Raw genomic sequence first — 16925 nt, 5'->3', positions numbered from 1 at the left:
TCGTCTGCGCACGTCGAATGGCTCGGGGATTGCGAGAATTGCCGGCAATGCCCAACTCTTCTTTATCATCATCCATCCGGACATCTCCGACATGAGCCAGACCAAACTGTTCGAGCCCTTCAAGCTTGGCCCGATTACGCTCCCCAACCGCCTCGTGATGGCGCCGCTGACCCGCAACCGCGCGGTGCCGCCCGGCATGGTGCCGAGCCCGCTTGCGGTCGACTATTACGGCCAGCGCGCTTCCGCAGGACTTCTCATCACCGAAGCGAGCCAGGTTTCGCAGCAGGGCCAGGGCTATCAGGACACGCCCGGCATCTATTCGAAGGAGCAGGTCGAAGGCTGGCGCAAGGTCACCGACCGCGTGCACGAAAAGGGCGGGCGCATCTTCATCCAGATCTGGCATGTCGGCCGCATCTCGCACACCATGCTGCAGCCCGACGGCGGCAAGCCGGTTGCGCCTTCGGCGATCCGCGCCAAGGGCAAGACATTTGTGGGCGGCACCTTCACCGAAATCTCCGAACCGCGCGCGCTGGAGCTGTCGGAAATTCCAGGGATCATCGACGACTTCAAGCGCGGCACCGAGAACGCGATGGCCGCCGGTTTTGACGGCGTCGAGATCCACGGCGCCAACGGCTACCTGCTCGACCAATTCGCCAAGGACGGCACCAACAAGCGCACGGATGCTTACGGCGGAGGAATCGAGAACCGCGCAAAGCTGATGCTGGAAGTGTCGCAGGCGGTGGCCGCGATCGCAGGCCCCGAGCGCACCGGCATCCGCATCTCGCCGGTAACGCCGGCCAACGACGTGTCCGATTCCAATCCGCAGCCGCTGTTCGATCATATCGTGGATGGGCTCAGCGCGCTGAAGCTGAGCTACATCCACGTCATCGAAGGCGCGACCGGCGGCCCGCGCGATATCGCTCCGTTCGATTACGCGTCCTTGCGCAAGCGCTTTGGCGGAGCCTACGTCGCCAACAACGGCTATGACTTCGACCTCGCGACGAAAGTGCTCGAAGCCGGCGCCGCCGACCTGATCGCCTTCGGCAAGCCGTTCATCTCGAACCCTGACCTGGTCGAGCGGCTGAAGCAGGGCGCGCCGCTGAATGAGTGGGACAAGGCGACGTTCTACGGCGGAGGCGCGAAGGGATACACTGATTATCCGACGTTGGCAGCGGCGCAAGCGGCGGAGTGAGAGACGCGACGCCCTCTCCCCGTCATTGCGAGCCACCCGGTCGGCGCAAAGCGCCGCCGGATGACAGGCTCCGCGAAGCAATCCACGTCTCCGCTTGCAGCGAGATGGATTGCTTCGCTTCGCTCCTCGCAATGACGGCCGAAAGAAAAAAGGCCGGGATCGCTCCCGGCCTTTGGTTTTGTTTGTGGATGGCCGGGTCAAGCCCGGCCATGACATCTACGATGTCACTTCGCCTCCGCCCGCTTCGGGGGCGTGGCCGGCCACGACTTGATCAGCGCGTCGTAGTCGACGGTCTCGCCCTTCGGCTTCTCGTTCGCCAGCTTGCGCTGCGGCGCGATGGTCTTGTCTTTCTCGGCCTTGGCGAACCAGAACTCGGCCGTCTCCTTCTTGTTCAGCTTCGGCCCGCACTCCTTCTGCACGCCACTCTTCTCGAGACGCTCGAGCACCGAGTCCTGCGCTGCGGCCAGCGCATCCATCGCAGCTTGCGGCGTCTTTGCACCGGACGATGCATCGCCGATGTTCTGCCACCACAATTGCGCGAGCTTCGGATAGTCAGGCACGTTGTTGCCGGTCGGGGTCCACTGCACGCGCGCGGGCGAGCGGTAGAACTCGATCAGGCCGCCGAGCTTCGGCGCGCGCTCGGTGAACGACTTGTCCCAGATGTCGGATTCACGCACGAAGGTGAGGCCGACATGGCTTTTCTTCAGGCTGACCGTCTTGGAGTTGATGAACTGCAGATAGAGCCAGGCCGCCTTGCGGCGATCGGGCGGGGTCGACTTCAGCAGCGTCGCGGAGCCGGCGTCCTGGTAGCCGAGCTTCATGCCCTCTTTCCAGTACGAGCCGTGCGGCGACGGCGCCATGCGCCACTTCGGCGTGCCGTCCGCGTTCACGACCGCAATACCGGGCTTCACCATGTCGGCGGTGAAGGCAGTGTACCAGAAGATCTGCTGGGCGATCGCACCTTGTGCCGGCACCGGTCCCGATTCGGAGAAGGTCATGCCTTGCGCCTGCGGCGGGGCATACTTCTTCATCCAGTCGAGATACTTGGTGATCGAATAGACCGCCGCCGGACCGTTGGTGTCACCGCCGCGCTCGACGGAAGAACCCACCGGACGGCAGCCTTCCATGCGGATGCCCCATTCGTCGACCGGCTTACCGTTCGGGATGCCCTTGTCGCCGTTGCCGGCCATCGACAGCCACGCGTCGGTGAAACGCCAGCCGAGCGAGGGATCCTTCTTGCCATAGTCCATGTGGCCATAGACCTTGACGCCGTTGATCTCCTTGATGTCGTTGGTGAAGAACTCGGCGATGTCCTCATAGGCCGACCAGTTCACGGGAACGCCGAGCTCGTAGCCATACTTGGCCTTGAACTTGGCCTTGTATTCCGGATTGGAGAACCAGTCGTAACGGAACCAATACAGGTTCGCGAACTGCTGGTCGGGAAGCTGATAGAGCTTGCCGTCCGGGCCCGTGGTGAAGGATTTGCCGATGAAGTCGTTGACGTCGAGTTGCGGGTTGGTGACGTCCTTGCCCTCGCCCGTCATGTAGTCCGACAGGATCACGGTCTGGCCGTAGCGGACGTGGGTGCCGATCAGGTCGCTATCATTGATCCAGCCGTCATAGACGTTCTTGCCGGACTGCATCTGGGTCTGCAGCTTTTCGACGACGTCGCCCTCCTGGATCAGGTCGTGCTTGACCTTGATCCCGGTGATCTCGGTGAAGGCTTTCGCCAGCGTCCGCGATTCATATTCATGCGTCGTGATCGTTTCCGACACGACGTTGATTTCCATGCCCTTGAAGGGCTCGGCGGCCTTGGCGAACCATTGCAACTCCTTCATCTGGTCCGCCTTCGACAGCGTCGAGGGCTGGAATTCGCTGTCGATCCACCTTTGATTGACGGCGTCATCCGCACGCGCAGGTGCGGCAATGGTCACGGATGCGGCGATCAGCGCAGCCGCGCTGGTCATCGTCAGAAAGCTCTCCTTGGTCAAGGGACCATTCCTTCCTCTCAAGCGTCGCATGTTGGATCCTCCGGTTGCAGCGACAAACACATATTCAGGCCCGGGTTGATCCCGGATCTGTCTTTTTCCGCCGTTTCAGACCGTGCGAAAGATCGCAACGGCCGAAACGAGCGAAATCAGGGTTGCGAGCCACAGGCTCGAAATCTCAACGCCCTCCCCGATCGGCAGCGTCAGAAGCGGATCGGTGCCGACAAAGGCGATCCACAACAGATGGATGACGGCGGCAAGCACCAGCGAAATGAAAAGCCGGTCGCCGCGCGTGGTCGGAATGCGCAGGATGCCGACGCGCTCGGCTTCGGGATACGCAATCCCAAGCCATGTCATCACGCCGAGCGTCAGCGCCAGCATCACGAAGAAGATCGCGGTCGGCAGCGTCCAGGCCATCCATGCGATGTTTTCCATGGCTACACCCTGCCCAGCGCAAAACCGCGCGCGATGTAGTTGCGGACGAACCAGATCACCAAGGCACCGGGGATGATGGTGAGCACGCCGGCTGCCGCCAGTAGCCCCCAATCCATGCCCGCGGCTGAGACCGTGCGGGTCATGATCGCGGAGATCGGCTTGGCGTTGACCGACGTCAAGGTACGCGCCAGCAGCAATTCGACCCAGGAGAACATGAAGCAGAAGAACGCGGCGACGCCGATGCCGCTCGCGATCAGCGGCACCAGGATCTTGACGAAGAAACGCGGGAACGAATAGCCGTCGAGGAATGCGGTCTCGTCGATCTCGCGCGGCACGCCCGAGACGAAGCCTTCGAGAATCCAGACCGCCAGCGGCACATTGAAGATGCAGTGCGCCAGCGCGACCGCCCATGGCGTATCGAACAGGTTGATCGCCGAGTAGAGATTGAAGAACGGCAGCGCGAACACCGCGGCCGGCGCCATGCGGTTCGACAACAGCCAGAAGAACAGATGCTTGTCGCCGAGGAAGCGGTAGCGCGAGAAGCCGTAGGCGGCCGGCAGCGCCACCGCGATCGAGATCACAGTGTTGATGATCACGTAGGTCAGCGAGTTGATGTAGCCGGAATACCAGCTCTCATCGGTGAAGATGCGTTTGTAGTTTTCCAGCGTCGGCTGGTGCGGCCACAGCGTCATCGTGGTGACGATCTCGGCATTGGTCTTGAAGCTCATGTTGACGAGCCAGTAGATCGGCAACAGCAGGAAGATCAAAAACAGCGAGATGATGAGTCGGCGGCCGGGAATCGAATGCATCACGCGCCTCCCTGCTTGGCGGGACGTTCGGCCCCGGCATTGGTCATGACGGTGTAGAATACCCAGCACACGATCAGGATGATCAAATTGTAGACGAGCGAGAGAGCGGCAGCCTTGCCGAGGTCGAATTGCCCGAGCGCGATCTTGACCAATTCGATCGAAACGAAGGTGGTCGAGTTGCCCGGACCGCCGCCGGTCACGACGAACGGCTCGGTGTAGATCATAAAACTGTCCATGAAGCGCAGCAGCACGGCGATCAGCAGCACGCGGTTCATCTTCGGCAATTGGATCGCCTTGAACACCGCCCAGCGCGAGGCGCCGTCGATCTGAGCCGCCTGGTAATACGCGTCCGGGATCGACTTCAGCCCGGCATAGCACAGCAGGGCGACGAGACTGGTCCAGTGCCACACGTCCATCACGATGACGGTCGCCCAGGCATCGAACTCGTTGGAGACGTAATTGTAGTCGAAGCCGAGGCTGTTGAGCGTATAGCCGAGCAGGCCGATATCGGGCCGGCCGAAAATCTGCCAGATCGTGCCGACCACGTTCCACGGAATCAGCAGCGGCAAAGCGAGGATCACAAGACATACGGCAACGGTCCAGCCCTCGCGCGGCATCGACAGCGCCACCACGATGCCGAGCGGCACTTCGATCGCCAGGATGATGGCCGAGAACAACAGATTGCGGCCAAGCGAGGCCAGGAAGCGGCCGCCGAGATCGGTCGAGGGATCGAGCAGCTCCTTGAACCAGCCGACGCCGTTCCAGAAGAACTGGTTGTTGCCGAACGTGTCCTGCATCGAATAGTTCACCACCGTCATCAGCGGCAGAATCGCGGAGAACGCGACCACCGCGAATACCGGCAGCACCAGGAACCAGGCTTTCTGGTTGACGATCTTGTCCATCAGGCAACCCCCTCGACCAGACGGCTGTCGGCATAGACGTGAACATGAGCGGGATCGAACACCAGCCCGACCATGTTGTCGGGCACGGAGAATCCCGGCGGCACGCGCGCGGCAAACTTGGCGTCGCCGATGCGAACGCGGGCGAAGCGGGCGCGACCGAGATCGTCGATCCGTTCGATCGCGGCCGATAGCAGGCCGGACGCGGGAGCGGCGATATTGACGAATTCCGGCCGCACGCCGATTTCAATCTTCGCGCTCGCCGGCAGCACGCCGTAATTGCGGTGCAGGCCGATGATGTGGCCGTCGATGCGGGCCTCATGCCCGCTCACGACAGCCGGCACGATGTTCATGCCGGGCGAGCCGATAAAGTAACCCACGAATGTATGCGCGGGCTTGTCAAACAGTTCGGCCGGCGTGCCGCTCTGCACCACGCGGCCGTCATGCATGACCACCACCGTATCGGCAAAAGTCAGCGCCTCGGTCTGGTCATGGGTGACGTAGATCATTGTGAGATCGAGTTCGCGATGCAGCGCTTTCAACTTCGAGCGCAACTGCCACTTTAATTCGGGATCGATCACCGTCAGCGGCTCGTCGAACAGCACCGCTGCGACATCGGAACGGACCAGGCCGCGGCCGAGCGAAATCTTCTGCTTGGCATCCGCGGTCAGGCGCGTCGCCTTGCGGTCGAGATAGAACGTCAGATCGAGGAGATCGGCGATCTGCCTCACCCGCGCGTCGACCTCTGCCTTCGGCACGCCGCGGTTCTGCAGCGGGAATGCGAGGTTCTGCCCGACCGTCATGGTGTCGTAGATCACCGGGAACTGGAACACCTGCGCGATATTGCGCTTCTGGGTTGACAGCGGCGTGATATCGGCGCCGTCGAACAGGATTTTTCCGCGCGACGGCGTGACGATGCCGGAAATCAGGTTGAGCAGCGTGGTCTTGCCGCAGCCGGAGGGGCCGAGCAGCGCGTAGGCCCCGCCCTGCCGCCAGGTCATGGTCACCGGCTTCAACGCAAAGGATTCGGGCGCAGCGTCATTGCCGCCGTAGGAATGCGCGAGATCGACGAGGTCAATGCGTGCCATATCGCATCTCCCTCACATGCTGTTGGCTTTTGATGCGTTTTCTCCATGCGAAACGCTACGCATTTCGCTTGAAAACGCTAGGGCTGGCGCTGCGACCAGGCGATCGGCGGCGTCGAACACGAAGACATTGTCGGGATCGAGCACGGCATCGAGCGTCTGGCCGGGCTCATATTCATGCACGCCCGGCAGCACGGCAACCCAGTTGGAAGCGTCGCGGCTGAGATGCACGAAACTTTCCGAGCCGGTGATCTCGGTCACGGTGACGGTGGCATGAAACGCGTGGCGGCCGGCGATGCCGTTCGCCACTTCGAGCTGGTGGGCGCGGAAGCCGACGCGATAGGGGCCGTCGGAAAGCTGCGCATAGAGCCCGGCGGCCGGCGCCTGGATACCACCGGCATATGCGACCTGCCCGTTCTTCTTCTCGATACCGACGATGTTGAGCGGAGGATCTGAAAATACCTGTGCGACCCGCAGCGTATCGGGACGGCGATAGACTTGCGATGTATTGCCGGCCTGAAGGACCTGACCTTCCCACATGCACACCGTGTTGCCGCCGAGCAGCAGCGCCTCCGAGGGCTCAGTCGTGGCATAGACGAAGATCGCGCCCGACGCCTCGAAGATACGCGGCAGTTCGGTGCGCAGCTCCTCGCGGAGCTTGTAATCGAGATTGGCGAGCGGCTCATCGAGCAGCACGAGGTCGGCGCCCTTGACCAGCGCACGCGCGATCGCCGTTCGCTGCTGCTGGCCGCCGGAAAGCTGCAGCGGCGTGCGCTTTAGATAGGGCTCGAGCCGCAAGAGTTTCGCGGCCTCCTGCACGCGCCGGTCGATCTCCTCGCGGGGCCTGCCCTGCACGCGTAGCGGCGAGGCGATGTTCTCGTACACCGTCAGCGACGGATAATTGATGAACTGCTGATAGACCATCGCAACCGAGCGTTGCCGCACATCGGCGCCGGTGACGTCGTTGCCGTCGACCAGCACGCGACCGGTTGACGGCTTGTCGAGACCGGCGAGCAGCCGCATGATCGAGGTCTTGCCCGACAACGTCGGCCCGAGCAGCACGCTCAGCGTGCCGCGCTCCAGCGTCAGCGAGACGTCGCGAATGGTCGCCATGCCGTCCACGGTTCGCGTGACGTGTTCGAGGGTGACGCTCATGCCCGCCCTCCCGCTTCGCGCAAGGCACGTTCACCGGAGGCGCTGTTGGCCTTGATCCATTCGTCCAGCACGGCGATTTCATCGGCCGACAGCCGCAAGCCGAGTTTAGACCTTCGCCACACCACGTCTTCGGCGCTGCAAGCCCACTCGGTCGAAATCAGGTACCGGACCTCGCTTTCGGTCAAGGTAGCGCCAAACGCTTGGCCTAGATCAGCCAATGATTTCGCATGGCCGAGCAATTTTGTCGCGCGCGTGCCATAGGCATGCGCGAGCCGGTTGGCATGCGCCGAGGTGAGGAACGGATACTTCCGCGTCAGTTCCGCCGTCAGCGCAGCGACCGCCGAAACATCCATGTTGCCGCCAGGCAGCGGCGCGTTGCCTGTCCAGCCCTCTTTCGCTTTGTCGCTGCTCAAATATGGCGAAAGCCGTTCCAGTGCTTCCTCGGCGAGCCGCCGATAGGTCGTGATCTTGCCGCCATAGATCGACAACAGCGGCGCACCGCCGGGCGTATCGAGTTCGAACACGTAATCGCGGGTCGCGGCCTTGGCCTCGCTGGCGCCGTCATCATAGAGCGGGCGGACGCCGGAATAAGTCCAGACCACATCCGCGGGCAGCACCGGCTTCTTCAGATACTCGCTGGCGGAGGCGCAGAGATATTGAATCTCCTCAGGGCTGGCTTTCACCTTGGCCGGGTCGCCGTCGTAGTCCCGATCAGTGGTGCCGATCAGCGTAAAGTCGTCCTGGTAGGGGATGACGAAGATGATGCGGCCGTCGGCATTCTGGAAGATGTAGGCGCGGTCGTGCTCATAGAGCTTGCGCACCACGATGTGGGAGCCCTGCACCAGCCGCACCTTTGCCCGCGCGTTGACGCCTGAGCCCGACGACAGCACCTGCTCGACCCATGGGCCGCCGGCATTGACCAGCGCGCGCGCCTGGATGGTCGAGCGCTCGCCGCTGATGGCTTTCTCGACGGTCACGTGCCAGATGCCATCCAGCTGCCGGATCTCGACAGCGCGCGAGCGGGTGTGGATTTCGGCGCCGCGATCGGCCGCGTCGCGTGCGGTGAGCACGACAAGGCGCGCGTCATCGACGAAGCAATCGGAATATTCGAAGCCTCTTCTGTAGCGGTTGGCGATCAAGGGTTTGCCCACCTCGTCATGGAGGAGATCGACCGAACGCGTCGGCGGCAGGAGATGACGGCCGCCGATGTGGTCGTACAGGAACAACCCTAACCTGAGCAGCCAGGCCGGCCGCAAGCCAGCGTGGTGCGGCAAAACGAAACGCAAAGGTCTGATAATGTGAGGCGCGATCTGCCAAAGGATTTCGCGCTCGATCAGCGCCTCGCGGACCAGGCGGAACTCGTAATATTCGAGATAGCGCAGCCCGCCATGCACCAGCTTGGTCGACCAGGACGACGTTCCACTCGCCAAGTCGTTCATTTCACACAGGAAAACGGAATTACCTCGGCCCGCCGCATCGCGCGCGATGCCGCAGCCATTGATGCCGCCTCCGATGATGGCGAGGTCGAATATCCGATCCAACGAAACGCTTCCCCGGCGATCGCCTCTTCGCTTCGGCGATTTTGCTTTCGGATGGGAGTTAATCACAAAGAAAAACGAAAGCAAGTCGAAAGCGGGGAACCGGGCTTCCTACTTGAGGGTAAGTTCAGGTTTGGCCGCACAGGCCGCGGCGCATTGGGTTTCGGTATCAGCCCGCGGCCACGGCCTCGACTTCGAGAAGCCACGCCTCGTCGAAGATACCAGCGATAACCACCGTCAGCGCTGTTTCCCGTCCACCAAGTACCTCGTTTCGCACGGAGCGATTGACGAGGGCGTAGCGCCGGTCGGCAAGGTAGGTCCGGTGCATGACCAGATTGTCGAGGGTCATGCCGGCTGCCTTGAGCTGAGCCTCGACATTTCGCCACGCAAGCCTGCACTGCGCTTCAAAGCCCTCAGGCACAGTGCCGTCGATGCCCAGCGGAATCTGGCCACTTACAAAAAGCAGACGGGTGTGACCGCTGACCTCTAGCGCCTGGCTGTAGCCAGTCGTCGGCACGGTGACTGTTTCGGCATTGATGCGTCGGATGTGCATTAGGTCTCTCCTGTTCTCGAAACATCATCTCGTGCACCGGTGCACTCGTCGCGCACAAACCATTTTTCCTGGACAGTTGAGTCAGATTTTCTAATCTGCGCGCGCCTAACGCCTATGGATGGAATCCTGGTGAGCTACAGACTGCCTCCGCTCAACGGACTGCGAGCCTTCGAGGCTGCCGGTCGTCATCTCAGCTTCAAACTGGCTGCGCAGGAGCTTTCGGTAACGCCGGGCGCCGTCAGCCAGCAGATCAAGCATCTGGAGCAGATCCTGGGAGTTCCGCTGTTTCAGCGCATGCCCCGTGGCCTCACGCTCACCGGCCACGGCGAGGCCATGCTGCCCACCATCAGCGATGCCTTCGAGCGCATGTCGGCGGCTGCGGATGCTGTCGCCCGCACATTGCCGACCAAGGCGTTGCGGCTTGGTGTCTCTCCGAACTTGACGGACGACCCGGATGGCCTGTTGGCGAAACTTGCGAACACAGAACGGTCGCCGGACTATGTTCTGATAACCTCGACCGACGATGTCGCAGACCTCTTAAGTGGCGCGCTGGATGCGATCCTGCGTCCGGGACCGGGCCCTTACCCGGGAATGCATGCGGAGTTGCTGAATCTGCACCAGGCTTTCTTACCCCATGCGCAGGCTTCTCTTGTCGTTTGGCCCGGCCTCGCCAAGTGTCGGGAATTCCTGAAGACGAGATCGCTGCTCGGCTCGCCCGGATAATCGCCCGCTACTTCAGCCGGACCACGGTCGAAGCCGGCTCGCCGCCGGAATCCACCTCGATGCCGCGGTGGCTGCAGATGCTGCCTACGCAGAATCCGAGTAGGCCCGGCCCGGCAGCGGTCCGCCGCTCACGACGTAAACACCGGCCGAGATCGAGGCGATAGCGATCCAGTCCAGCGTCACCGGCCATTCCCCGAGAATCGGTATGGCCATCACCGCCGTCATCACGGGGGATAGTGAGGCAAAGGCGGCCCCGCTTGAAGCGCCGAGCAAGCTGACCGCGCGTCCGTAAAAAACCAGCGAAACAATCGCCGTCAGAACGCCCTGCACAAATGCCTGAAGAGCAACGTCACCCAAAGATGCCCTGCCAAGGCTTGTGCCCTCCGCAAGAACGTAGACGGGGACATAGAGCATCGAGGCACCGACCGCGGCGATGCCTGCAGCATGCAATCCATCAAGCCGCGCCCGCCGCATCGCCACCGTGTAGCAGGCCCACGCAAACGCGGAGGCGATGAACAGCGCGTGTCCCATTGTCTGCTTCGGATCGATCGCCCCGGCCGTGCTCCATGCGATGCCGGCGACACCCATCATGATCAGCGCGAAGCCGATCTTTTTCGCGCCCATGAACGCTTCGTGCAGGAAGGCCGCAGCCAAAATAGCAACCGCCAGCGGCATCACTCCGGGAAACAGGGCACCGGCATGGGCCGCAGGGGCGAACAGCAGACCGGTGTTGGCGAGCAGCACGGGAGCGCCACCGCCAAGCACGATTGCCGCCAATCCGATCAACCCCAAGCGTTCGAACGCGAGACCCTTCTGCAGCACATAAGGCAGCAGGAGCACGCCGGCCACGCCGAAACGAAGCGCCGCGATGTCCCACGGCGTAAGGCTCGTCTTTAGCCCGAGCCGAGCCACAACAATCCAACCCGACCAGATGCTTACGGCCGCGAGTCCGTAGAGAGCCCCGCGAACGTAATTCCCGGGCACGCGCCGATCGGCGGCCAACTCGGACATGATCTACTTCCATCAAGGTCGCAGGAATGATAACCCGAATAGAGCATTTTAATGGTTACGCCAGAACGAGCCACCGAACAAGGACGAGATGAACAACCGCGGCAATGGTTTCGAATGGAGTGGCGGACATCCAGCTCTCGATTTCGTGAATACGCTGGATGAGCGGCCCTCTGACGAGCCGATCGAAAATCTCGCGACTTACCATGACCTGGTACGGTTCGCTGAATTGGCTGGACTTATCGAGCCACCGATTGTTAAGCCGCTGCTGCGGCTGCGTGGTCCGGCGCCCGATCGCATCGTGAAAGGCGCGCGCAGGCTTCGCGAGCACCTTCACGACATCCTGGCAGGGAAAGTCTCGGGACGGCCGACGCGGCAGCCGGACCTGGACGCCCTCGCTGCCGCGATCAAGGCCGCCCACGCTGCCCGAGCGCTGGTCGGTTCGCGGTCGGGAGGATTGGTCAGATACCGCTGGTGTTCGCCGCGGACACCCGAAATTCCGCTGCATGCCTGCGCGCTGGCGATCGAATCTTTACTGGTCGATGAGGAGCGCACGAGAATCCGAAAATGCGCTGCCGCTGATTGCGATGTCTATTACCTCGACACGAGCAAGAGTCAGCGCCGGCAATGGTGCAGCATGATCGGGTGCGGCAATCGTGAAAAACAGCGGCGACGACGCGCCGCGGCCAGAAACTAGCGCAAGCGGATAGGCGCGGCGGTCGTGGCCGCGGCAGGCTCAGTAGCAGGATCGTCGATATCCGCCGCCGGCTTCTCCATCGCCTGGACCACCTCGATGCCGCGGTGGCTGCAGATACTGGCAAGACCTGCCGGCAACGGCGCGTCAGTCACAAAGGTCTGGATCTGGCTGAGATGGGCGATGCGCACCGGCGCGCTGCGGCGGAGTTTTGTGGAATCCGCGACCAGCATGACGCTGCGGGCGTTGGCGATGATCGCTTGCGCCGCCTGCACCTCGCGATAGTCGAAGTCCAGGAGCGCGCCCTCCTCGTCGATCGCAGACGCCCCGATGATGGCGTAGTCGACCTTGAACTGGCCGATCAGGCTGATCGCGGTCGAGCCGATCACCGCGCCGTCGGCACGGCGCACCGCGCCGCCCGCCACGATCACCTCGATGCGCGGATGCCGGTACAAAAGCATCGCGACGTTGAGGTTGTTGGTGATGACGAGTAGGTCCTCATGCGAGGTCAGCGCGCTCGCGACTTCTTCCGTCGTGGTGCCAATGTTGATGAACAGCGAGCAGCCGTTCGGAATCCGTGATGCAGCGGCCACGCCGATCGCCCGCTTTTCCTCTGCCGCCACGAAGCGCCGCGCCTCATAGGCGAGGTTCTCCACGCCGGAGGCGATAATGGCGCCGCCATGGATGCGCGTCAGCGAGCGCTGGTCGCAGAGGTCGTTGAGGTCTTTTCGGATGGTCTGCGCCGAAACCTCGAAACGCTTGGCGAGGTCTTCCACCATCACCCGGCCAAAGGCGCGGGCGATGTTGAGGATTTCAGTCTGACGGTGGGACAATCCGGCCATGGCAGCACCCCTGAAGAACAGACTTGGGCACAAAGATGCCGTTATGGTGCGGCTGATTAGGAGCGCGGTCAACGAGGTAGATAGGCCGCAAAGGCGTTTGGCAGGGCGAAACAACGAATCCTGGTTAAGGCAACCGCGCCCGAAGCCATGCGAGCACCATGCGTGCGGCCGCTCGACAAAGCAATTTGTGGCGGCGACACTGTGATCACAACCAGAAACGAATGGAGGAAACCATGAAGATCGATCGCCGTCAGCTCGCCTTGCCCGTACTCGCACTTGGGCTTGGGGTTGGGCTCATGAGCGTGGTCCCCGCTTTTGCCGGCGCGGACGAGGATGCCATCGCGAAGAACGTCGAAGCCTTCCGTGCAGCGCAGGCGGCCGGCAATGCCGAGGGGATCGCCCCGCTCTGCGCGGAAGAACTCAGCTACAGCCACTCCAGCGGATCTGTCGACGACAAGGCAGCACTGCTGGCGGGAGTCAAGAATGCGAAATACAAATGGACCTCGCTTGAATACAAGAACCCCACGATCCGTGTCGTCGGCCCGGCGGCCATCGTGCGCTTCAACTTCGTCGGCGAGCAGGAGTTCACCGACGGCAAGAAGACGCCGCAGAACCTGCACATCCTGATGAACTGGCAGAAACAGGGCTCGGACTGGAAGCTGCTGTCGCGGTCGGCCACCAAGCTCTGACCGCCGGAAGACTGGCGCTGGCGGTTATGCCGCCAGCGTCATCCCGCTGACAAGATGGTAGGCCGCACGCTCGGCCTCGCGCGCGTTGCGAAATATCTGTCCTTCCAACCGGTTGAAACGGTGCGAGGCGGCGAAGAACTGATAGCCGCCGGGAGCGCGCACGATAATCCCGGCCGGCTGCGAGCCGACTTCGATGATGTAGGTGTCCGACATGGCCCAGCCTCGATTTATTCCGGGCCTACAACGGGTTGGACGGGCAATTGTTCCTGCTTCCGCCGTTGCGCCGCAAGGCCAACCTATGCCAAAGCTGGCTCGGAACACGCTAGCGAATCGTTCAAATGGCCGGAGAACTGACATGATACCGAAATTCGCGCTCTCGATGCTGGTCGCCCTTGCGGCTTGCGCGCCGCTCCAGGAGGCGGCGGCGCAGGAAAGCACGCTCGGCGGCGCACTGTTCGGCGGCGCGGCGGGCGCGATTGTCGGCGGCGCGCTCGGCGGCGGCCGCGGTGCGGCGGTTGGCGCGATCGTCGGGGCGACGACGGGTGCTGCGATCGGCGCCCAGGGCGAGCCGCGGCCCGGCGGCTATCGCTACTATCAGGGCGGTTGCTACGTGGAGCAGCCCGGCGGGTGGCAGGAAGTTTCGCCGCGCTATTGCGGCGTCCAGGCGCAATACGCACCCCCGCCGCCCCGGTATTACGACGACACGCCGCGCTGCATGCGCTCGCAGACTTATGACCCGCGCCGCGGCACCTTCATCGGCCGTGACGGCTACGAGCGTCCCTGCCCGTAAGATTTAGGTCTTGATCACGCCGTCCGGACTGACCGGCTGCGGACGGCCGTTGTCGTCGATCGAGACGTAGGTGAAGTTGCCGTCGGTCACCAGGATCTGTTGCAACTCCTTGCGGCGCACGACCCAGGCTTCGAGATGCACCGTGATCGAGGTGCGCCCGACCCGCACCAGATTGGCGTAGACCGAAACGAGGTCGCCGACATAGACGGCCTTGCGGAAATTCATCGCCTCGATCGCGACCGTCACCGTGCGCGATTTCGCGATCTTGGAAGCGAAAACGCCGCCGCCGATATCCATCTGGCTCAAGAGCCAGCCGCCGAAGATGTCGCCATTGGCGTTGGTGTCGGCCGGCATCGCCAGCGTGCGAATGCAGAGATCACCGCGGGTCTCGCTCTCGGTCGAGACCGGCGCGTGCAGACGGGGTTCGTTCACTTGAAATTCTCCCAACCAGCATCCGGCGCAAATCTTCCGCCGAATTTTTCCGTAAGCGCCCGCAGCGTCGAGACCACGTTCTCTATCCCTCGGGTTCGCGCATAGTTCAGGGGACCGCCGCGGAACGGCGCGTAGCCGGTGCCGAAGATGACGGCGCCGTCGACCGCGTCGGCATCGTCGACGATGCCTTCGCGCAAGCAGGAGACACAGACATTCGACATCGGCAGGATCAGCCTGTCGATCATTTCCGCCGAGGGTTCCGATGTCGCGGGCAGGCCTGATGAGGTATCGGCCTTGTCGCCCTTCCAGGTGTAAAAGCCCTTGCCCGCCTTACGGCCGAGTTCGCCTCTGGCAACCTTCTCACGCAACCAGGCCGGCGTCGGCGGAAGCGCGTCACCGAACTTCGAGCGCAGCATGTCGCCGACGTCGAGACAGATGTCGAGGCCGACCTGGTCGGCGAGTTCGATCGGGCCCATCGGCATGCCGAATTTTTTCGCGGCGGCGTCGATGACCGTCTTGTCGATCTTCTCGTCCAGCATCAGCATCGCTTCCAGCATGTAGGGCGTCAGCGCGCGGTTGACGAGGAAGCCGGGCGACGATTTTACGGGCAGCGGCAACCGGTCGATGGCGCCGACGAAGGCGAGCGCCTCCTTCAGGAGTTGCGCATCGGTGCCGTCATGGCTGACGACTTCGACGAGTTGCAGCCGCGAGACCGGATTGAAGAAGTGTAGCCCGAGAAGCCGCTCGGGTTTTTGCAGCGTGGTGCGCAGGTCCTGCAGCGGGATGCTCGACGTGTTGGTAGCAAGAATCGCGCCGGGCTTCATCTTCGGTTCGAGGTCGGCATAGACCTTCTGCTTCAGCTCCAGCTTTTCCGGCACCGCCTCGATGATGAGATCGGCGTTGCGGACGCCCTCGGCCTGCATGTCCGGCATCAGCCGGTCCAGCGCATCGCGCACGGCAGTTCGCTTGCGCAGGATCTTGCCGTAGAGATCGGCAGCGCGCTTGATCGCGCCTGCAATCGGCTCCGGCTTCATGTCAGCGAGCGTCACCCGCAAATCCTGGCCGGCGCACCAGGCGGCGATGTCGCCACCCATGGCGCCGGCGCCGATGACGTGAACATGCTCGATCCTGTTGCCGGATCCCGCGAGCTTCTTCATCTGCTCGCGCAGGAAGAACACGCGGATCAGGTTTTGCGCGGTCGGCGTCACCATCAATCTGGCGAAAGACGCTTTCTCCGCATTCAGCATCGCCCGCCGGTCGCCGCCGTGCCTTTCCCAGAGATCGATCAGCGCATAGGGCGCGGGATAATGCTCCTCGCGCGCCGCCTTGCCGGCCTCGCGGCGCATGCGCGAGGCGAGAAAGCCCTTGATCGGGCCGAGGCTGAGAACGGAGTTGAGAAACCCGGGCTTCGCGCGGTTCAAGCGGCCGGACACGGCATCCTTCACGGCATTCAAGACATGCCGCTCCTGCGTCACGGCATCGACCAGCCCGAGCGATTTTGCGCGGCGGGCATCGATGGTCTTGCCGGTCAGCATCAGCGGCATCGCCTGCATCGGATTGACAAGCTGCGTGAAACGTACGGTGCCGCCGAGACCGGGGTGCAGGCCGAGCATCACCTCGGGGAAGCCAAACCGCGCGTCCTCGATCGCGATCCGCATCTGACAGGCCAGCGCCACTTCGAGGCCGCCGCCGAGGCAAAAGCCGTGGATCACGGCCACGCTCGGAACGCGCAAGGCTTCGAGCCGATCGATCACGGCATGCGCGCGGCCGATCTCAGCCTCGACTGCCGCCACATCGGTGGCGCCGCGAAAGGCGTTGACGTCGGCGCCGGCGATGAAGCCGGATTTTTTGGCGGAGCGGATGACGAGACCGGTCGGCCGCGCGGTTTCCAGCTCGGACAACACCTTGCTGAGTTCCTCGATCAGATCGGCGGAAAGCGTGTTGGCGCTGGTGCCTTCGCGATCGAACAAGAGCCAGGCGACGCCGTCGCCATCGCGGGTCAGCCTGAAATTCTTGTACGGGCGCTCAGCGTCAGGCTCCGGCCCGAGTTCGAGCACGCGATCGCCGAGAACGTTCATGATCTGGCTATCCAT

Annotated in this window: 17 protein-coding genes and 1 pseudogene; 5 read left to right on the top strand and 13 right to left on the bottom strand. The window is 62.9% G+C overall.

Going from position 1 to position 16925, the window contains the following annotated elements; all coding sequences use genetic code 11:
• Positions 1-91: 91 nt before the first annotated feature.
• Entirely contained in the window at positions 92-1192 is a 1101-nt protein-coding gene (locus V1290_RS28035; protein ID WP_334367368.1) for an alkene reductase, read from the top strand.
• Positions 1193-1416: 224 nt separating this feature from the next.
• Here the strand turns inward: V1290_RS28035 and V1290_RS28030 are convergent, their stop codons facing one another.
• From V1290_RS28030 to V1290_RS27995, 8 genes are all read right to left on the bottom strand, one after another.
• Positions 1417-3159: an ABC transporter substrate-binding protein gene (locus V1290_RS28030; RefSeq protein ID WP_334369198.1), complete on the bottom strand. Its 1743-nt coding sequence runs from the start codon at positions 3157-3159 to the stop codon at positions 1417-1419.
• Positions 3160-3288: 129 nt separating this feature from the next.
• Positions 3289-3615, bottom strand: coding sequence for a DUF2160 domain-containing protein (locus tag V1290_RS28025; RefSeq protein WP_334367367.1), 327 nt, complete (start codon positions 3613-3615; stop codon positions 3289-3291).
• A 2-nt stretch (positions 3616-3617) separates the two neighbouring features.
• Positions 3618-4424: a carbohydrate ABC transporter permease gene (locus V1290_RS28020; RefSeq protein WP_334367366.1), complete on the bottom strand. Its 807-nt coding sequence runs from the start codon at positions 4422-4424 to the stop codon at positions 3618-3620.
• Positions 4424-5326: a carbohydrate ABC transporter permease gene (locus V1290_RS28015; protein WP_065743369.1), complete on the bottom strand. Its 903-nt coding sequence runs from the start codon at positions 5324-5326 to the stop codon at positions 4424-4426. The genes V1290_RS28020 and V1290_RS28015 overlap by 1 nt, the downstream gene beginning before the upstream one ends.
• The gene (locus tag V1290_RS28010) at positions 5326-6411 is read right to left on the bottom strand and encodes an ABC transporter ATP-binding protein (protein ID WP_334367365.1); all 1086 of its coding nucleotides are present in this window, start codon (positions 6409-6411) and stop codon (positions 5326-5328) included. Before V1290_RS28010 ends, V1290_RS28015 begins: the two co-directional genes overlap by 1 nt.
• A gap of 12 nt (positions 6412-6423) precedes the next feature.
• Positions 6424-7563, bottom strand: a complete 1140-nt coding sequence (locus V1290_RS28005) for an ABC transporter ATP-binding protein (protein WP_334367364.1) — start codon at positions 7561-7563, stop codon at positions 6424-6426.
• Positions 7560-9104 carry a glycerol-3-phosphate dehydrogenase gene (gene glpD / locus V1290_RS28000; RefSeq protein ID WP_334367363.1) on the bottom strand — a complete coding sequence of 515 codons (1545 nt, stop codon included), beginning with the start codon at positions 9102-9104 and terminating at the stop codon, positions 7560-7562. Before glpD ends, V1290_RS28005 begins: the two co-directional genes overlap by 4 nt.
• Positions 9105-9270: 166 nt before the next feature.
• A complete protein-coding gene (locus tag V1290_RS27995) occupies positions 9271-9654 on the bottom strand; it encodes a RidA family protein (RefSeq protein WP_334367362.1) in 384 nt (127 codons plus the stop codon).
• Positions 9655-9783: 129 nt separating this feature from the next.
• Here V1290_RS27995 and V1290_RS27990 point away from each other — a divergent pair, with 129 nt between their 5' ends.
• A complete protein-coding gene (locus V1290_RS27990; protein ID WP_334367361.1) occupies positions 9784-10377 on the top strand; it encodes a LysR family transcriptional regulator in 594 nt (197 codons plus the stop codon).
• 84 nt (positions 10378-10461) lie between these two features.
• Here the strand turns inward: V1290_RS27990 and V1290_RS27985 are convergent, their stop codons facing one another.
• The gene (locus tag V1290_RS27985; RefSeq protein WP_334367360.1) at positions 10462-11388 is read right to left on the bottom strand and encodes a DMT family transporter; all 927 of its coding nucleotides are present in this window, start codon (positions 11386-11388) and stop codon (positions 10462-10464) included.
• Between the two features lie 88 nt (positions 11389-11476).
• Here V1290_RS27985 and V1290_RS27980 point away from each other — a divergent pair, with 88 nt between their 5' ends.
• The gene (locus V1290_RS27980) at positions 11477-12082 is read left to right on the top strand and encodes a CGNR zinc finger domain-containing protein (RefSeq protein WP_334367359.1); all 606 of its coding nucleotides are present in this window, start codon (positions 11477-11479) and stop codon (positions 12080-12082) included.
• Here V1290_RS27980 and V1290_RS27975 read toward each other — a convergent pair.
• Positions 12079-12921, bottom strand: coding sequence for a DeoR/GlpR family DNA-binding transcription regulator (locus tag V1290_RS27975; protein ID WP_334367358.1), 843 nt, complete (start codon positions 12919-12921; stop codon positions 12079-12081). The two genes, V1290_RS27980 and V1290_RS27975, sit on opposite strands and share 4 nt — an antisense overlap.
• A 233-nt stretch (positions 12922-13154) precedes the next feature.
• Here V1290_RS27975 and V1290_RS27970 point away from each other — a divergent pair, with 233 nt between their 5' ends.
• Positions 13155-13610 (top strand): nuclear transport factor 2 family protein, encoded by a 456-nt coding sequence (locus tag V1290_RS27970; protein WP_334367357.1) that lies wholly within the window; start codon positions 13155-13157, stop codon positions 13608-13610.
• Between the two features lie 24 nt (positions 13611-13634).
• On the opposite strand, the gene V1290_RS27965 is transcribed toward V1290_RS27970, so the two are convergent.
• Positions 13635-13823 (bottom strand): hypothetical protein, encoded by a 189-nt coding sequence (locus tag V1290_RS27965; RefSeq protein WP_334367356.1) that lies wholly within the window; start codon positions 13821-13823, stop codon positions 13635-13637.
• Between the two features lie 142 nt (positions 13824-13965).
• Between V1290_RS27965 and V1290_RS27960 the strand changes: the two are divergent.
• Positions 13966-14265, top strand: a pseudogene (locus tag V1290_RS27960) (glycine zipper domain-containing protein); the annotation flags it as partial.
• Between the two features lie 138 nt (positions 14266-14403).
• Here V1290_RS27960 and V1290_RS27955 read toward each other — a convergent pair.
• A complete protein-coding gene (locus tag V1290_RS27955) occupies positions 14404-14754 on the bottom strand; it encodes an acyl-CoA thioesterase (protein ID WP_141686447.1) in 351 nt (116 codons plus the stop codon).
• A gap of 74 nt (positions 14755-14828) precedes the next feature.
• Positions 14829-16925 (bottom strand): 3-hydroxyacyl-CoA dehydrogenase NAD-binding domain-containing protein, encoded by a 2097-nt coding sequence (locus V1290_RS27950; RefSeq protein WP_334367353.1) that lies wholly within the window; start codon positions 16923-16925, stop codon positions 14829-14831.

Source organism: Bradyrhizobium sp. AZCC 1578 (genome assembly GCF_036924675.1).
In the GTDB taxonomy this organism is placed as follows: domain Bacteria; phylum Pseudomonadota; class Alphaproteobacteria; order Rhizobiales; family Xanthobacteraceae; genus Bradyrhizobium.
Note: the sequence above shows the minus strand (reverse complement) of the source record. Positions and strands in the feature narration are given on the sequence as shown.

Bases quoted from the DNA above. Each gene is read 5' to 3' on its own strand.
- V1290_RS28035 (WP_334367368.1), top strand. From the start codon at position 92: ATGAGCCAGACCAAACTGTTCGAGCCCTTCAAGCTTGGCCCGATTACG.
- V1290_RS28030 (WP_334369198.1), bottom strand. From the start codon at position 3,159: ATGACCAGCGCGGCTGCGCTGATCGCCGCATCCGTGACCATTGCCGCA.
- V1290_RS28025 (WP_334367367.1), bottom strand. From the start codon at position 3,615: ATGGAAAACATCGCATGGATGGCCTGGACGCTGCCGACCGCGATCTTC.
- V1290_RS28020 (WP_334367366.1), bottom strand. From the start codon at position 4,424: ATGCATTCGATTCCCGGCCGCCGACTCATCATCTCGCTGTTTTTGATC.
- V1290_RS28015 (WP_065743369.1), bottom strand. From the start codon at position 5,326: ATGGACAAGATCGTCAACCAGAAAGCCTGGTTCCTGGTGCTGCCGGTA.
- V1290_RS28010 (WP_334367365.1), bottom strand. From the start codon at position 6,411: ATGGCACGCATTGACCTCGTCGATCTCGCGCATTCCTACGGCGGCAAT.
- V1290_RS28005 (WP_334367364.1), bottom strand. From the start codon at position 7,563: ATGAGCGTCACCCTCGAACACGTCACGCGAACCGTGGACGGCATGGCG.
- V1290_RS27995 (WP_334367362.1), bottom strand. From the start codon at position 9,654: ATGCACATCCGACGCATCAATGCCGAAACAGTCACCGTGCCGACGACT.
- V1290_RS27985 (WP_334367360.1), bottom strand. From the start codon at position 11,388: ATGTCCGAGTTGGCCGCCGATCGGCGCGTGCCCGGGAATTACGTTCGC.
- V1290_RS27980 (WP_334367359.1), top strand. From the start codon at position 11,477: ATGAACAACCGCGGCAATGGTTTCGAATGGAGTGGCGGACATCCAGCT.
- V1290_RS27975 (WP_334367358.1), bottom strand. From the start codon at position 12,921: ATGGCCGGATTGTCCCACCGTCAGACTGAAATCCTCAACATCGCCCGC.
- V1290_RS27970 (WP_334367357.1), top strand. From the start codon at position 13,155: ATGAAGATCGATCGCCGTCAGCTCGCCTTGCCCGTACTCGCACTTGGG.
- V1290_RS27965 (WP_334367356.1), bottom strand. From the start codon at position 13,823: ATGTCGGACACCTACATCATCGAAGTCGGCTCGCAGCCGGCCGGGATT.
- V1290_RS27955 (WP_141686447.1), bottom strand. From the start codon at position 14,754: ATGCCGGCCGACACCAACGCCAATGGCGACATCTTCGGCGGCTGGCTC.
- V1290_RS27950 (WP_334367353.1), bottom strand. From the start codon at position 16,925: ATGGATAGCCAGATCATGAACGTTCTCGGCGATCGCGTGCTCGAACTC.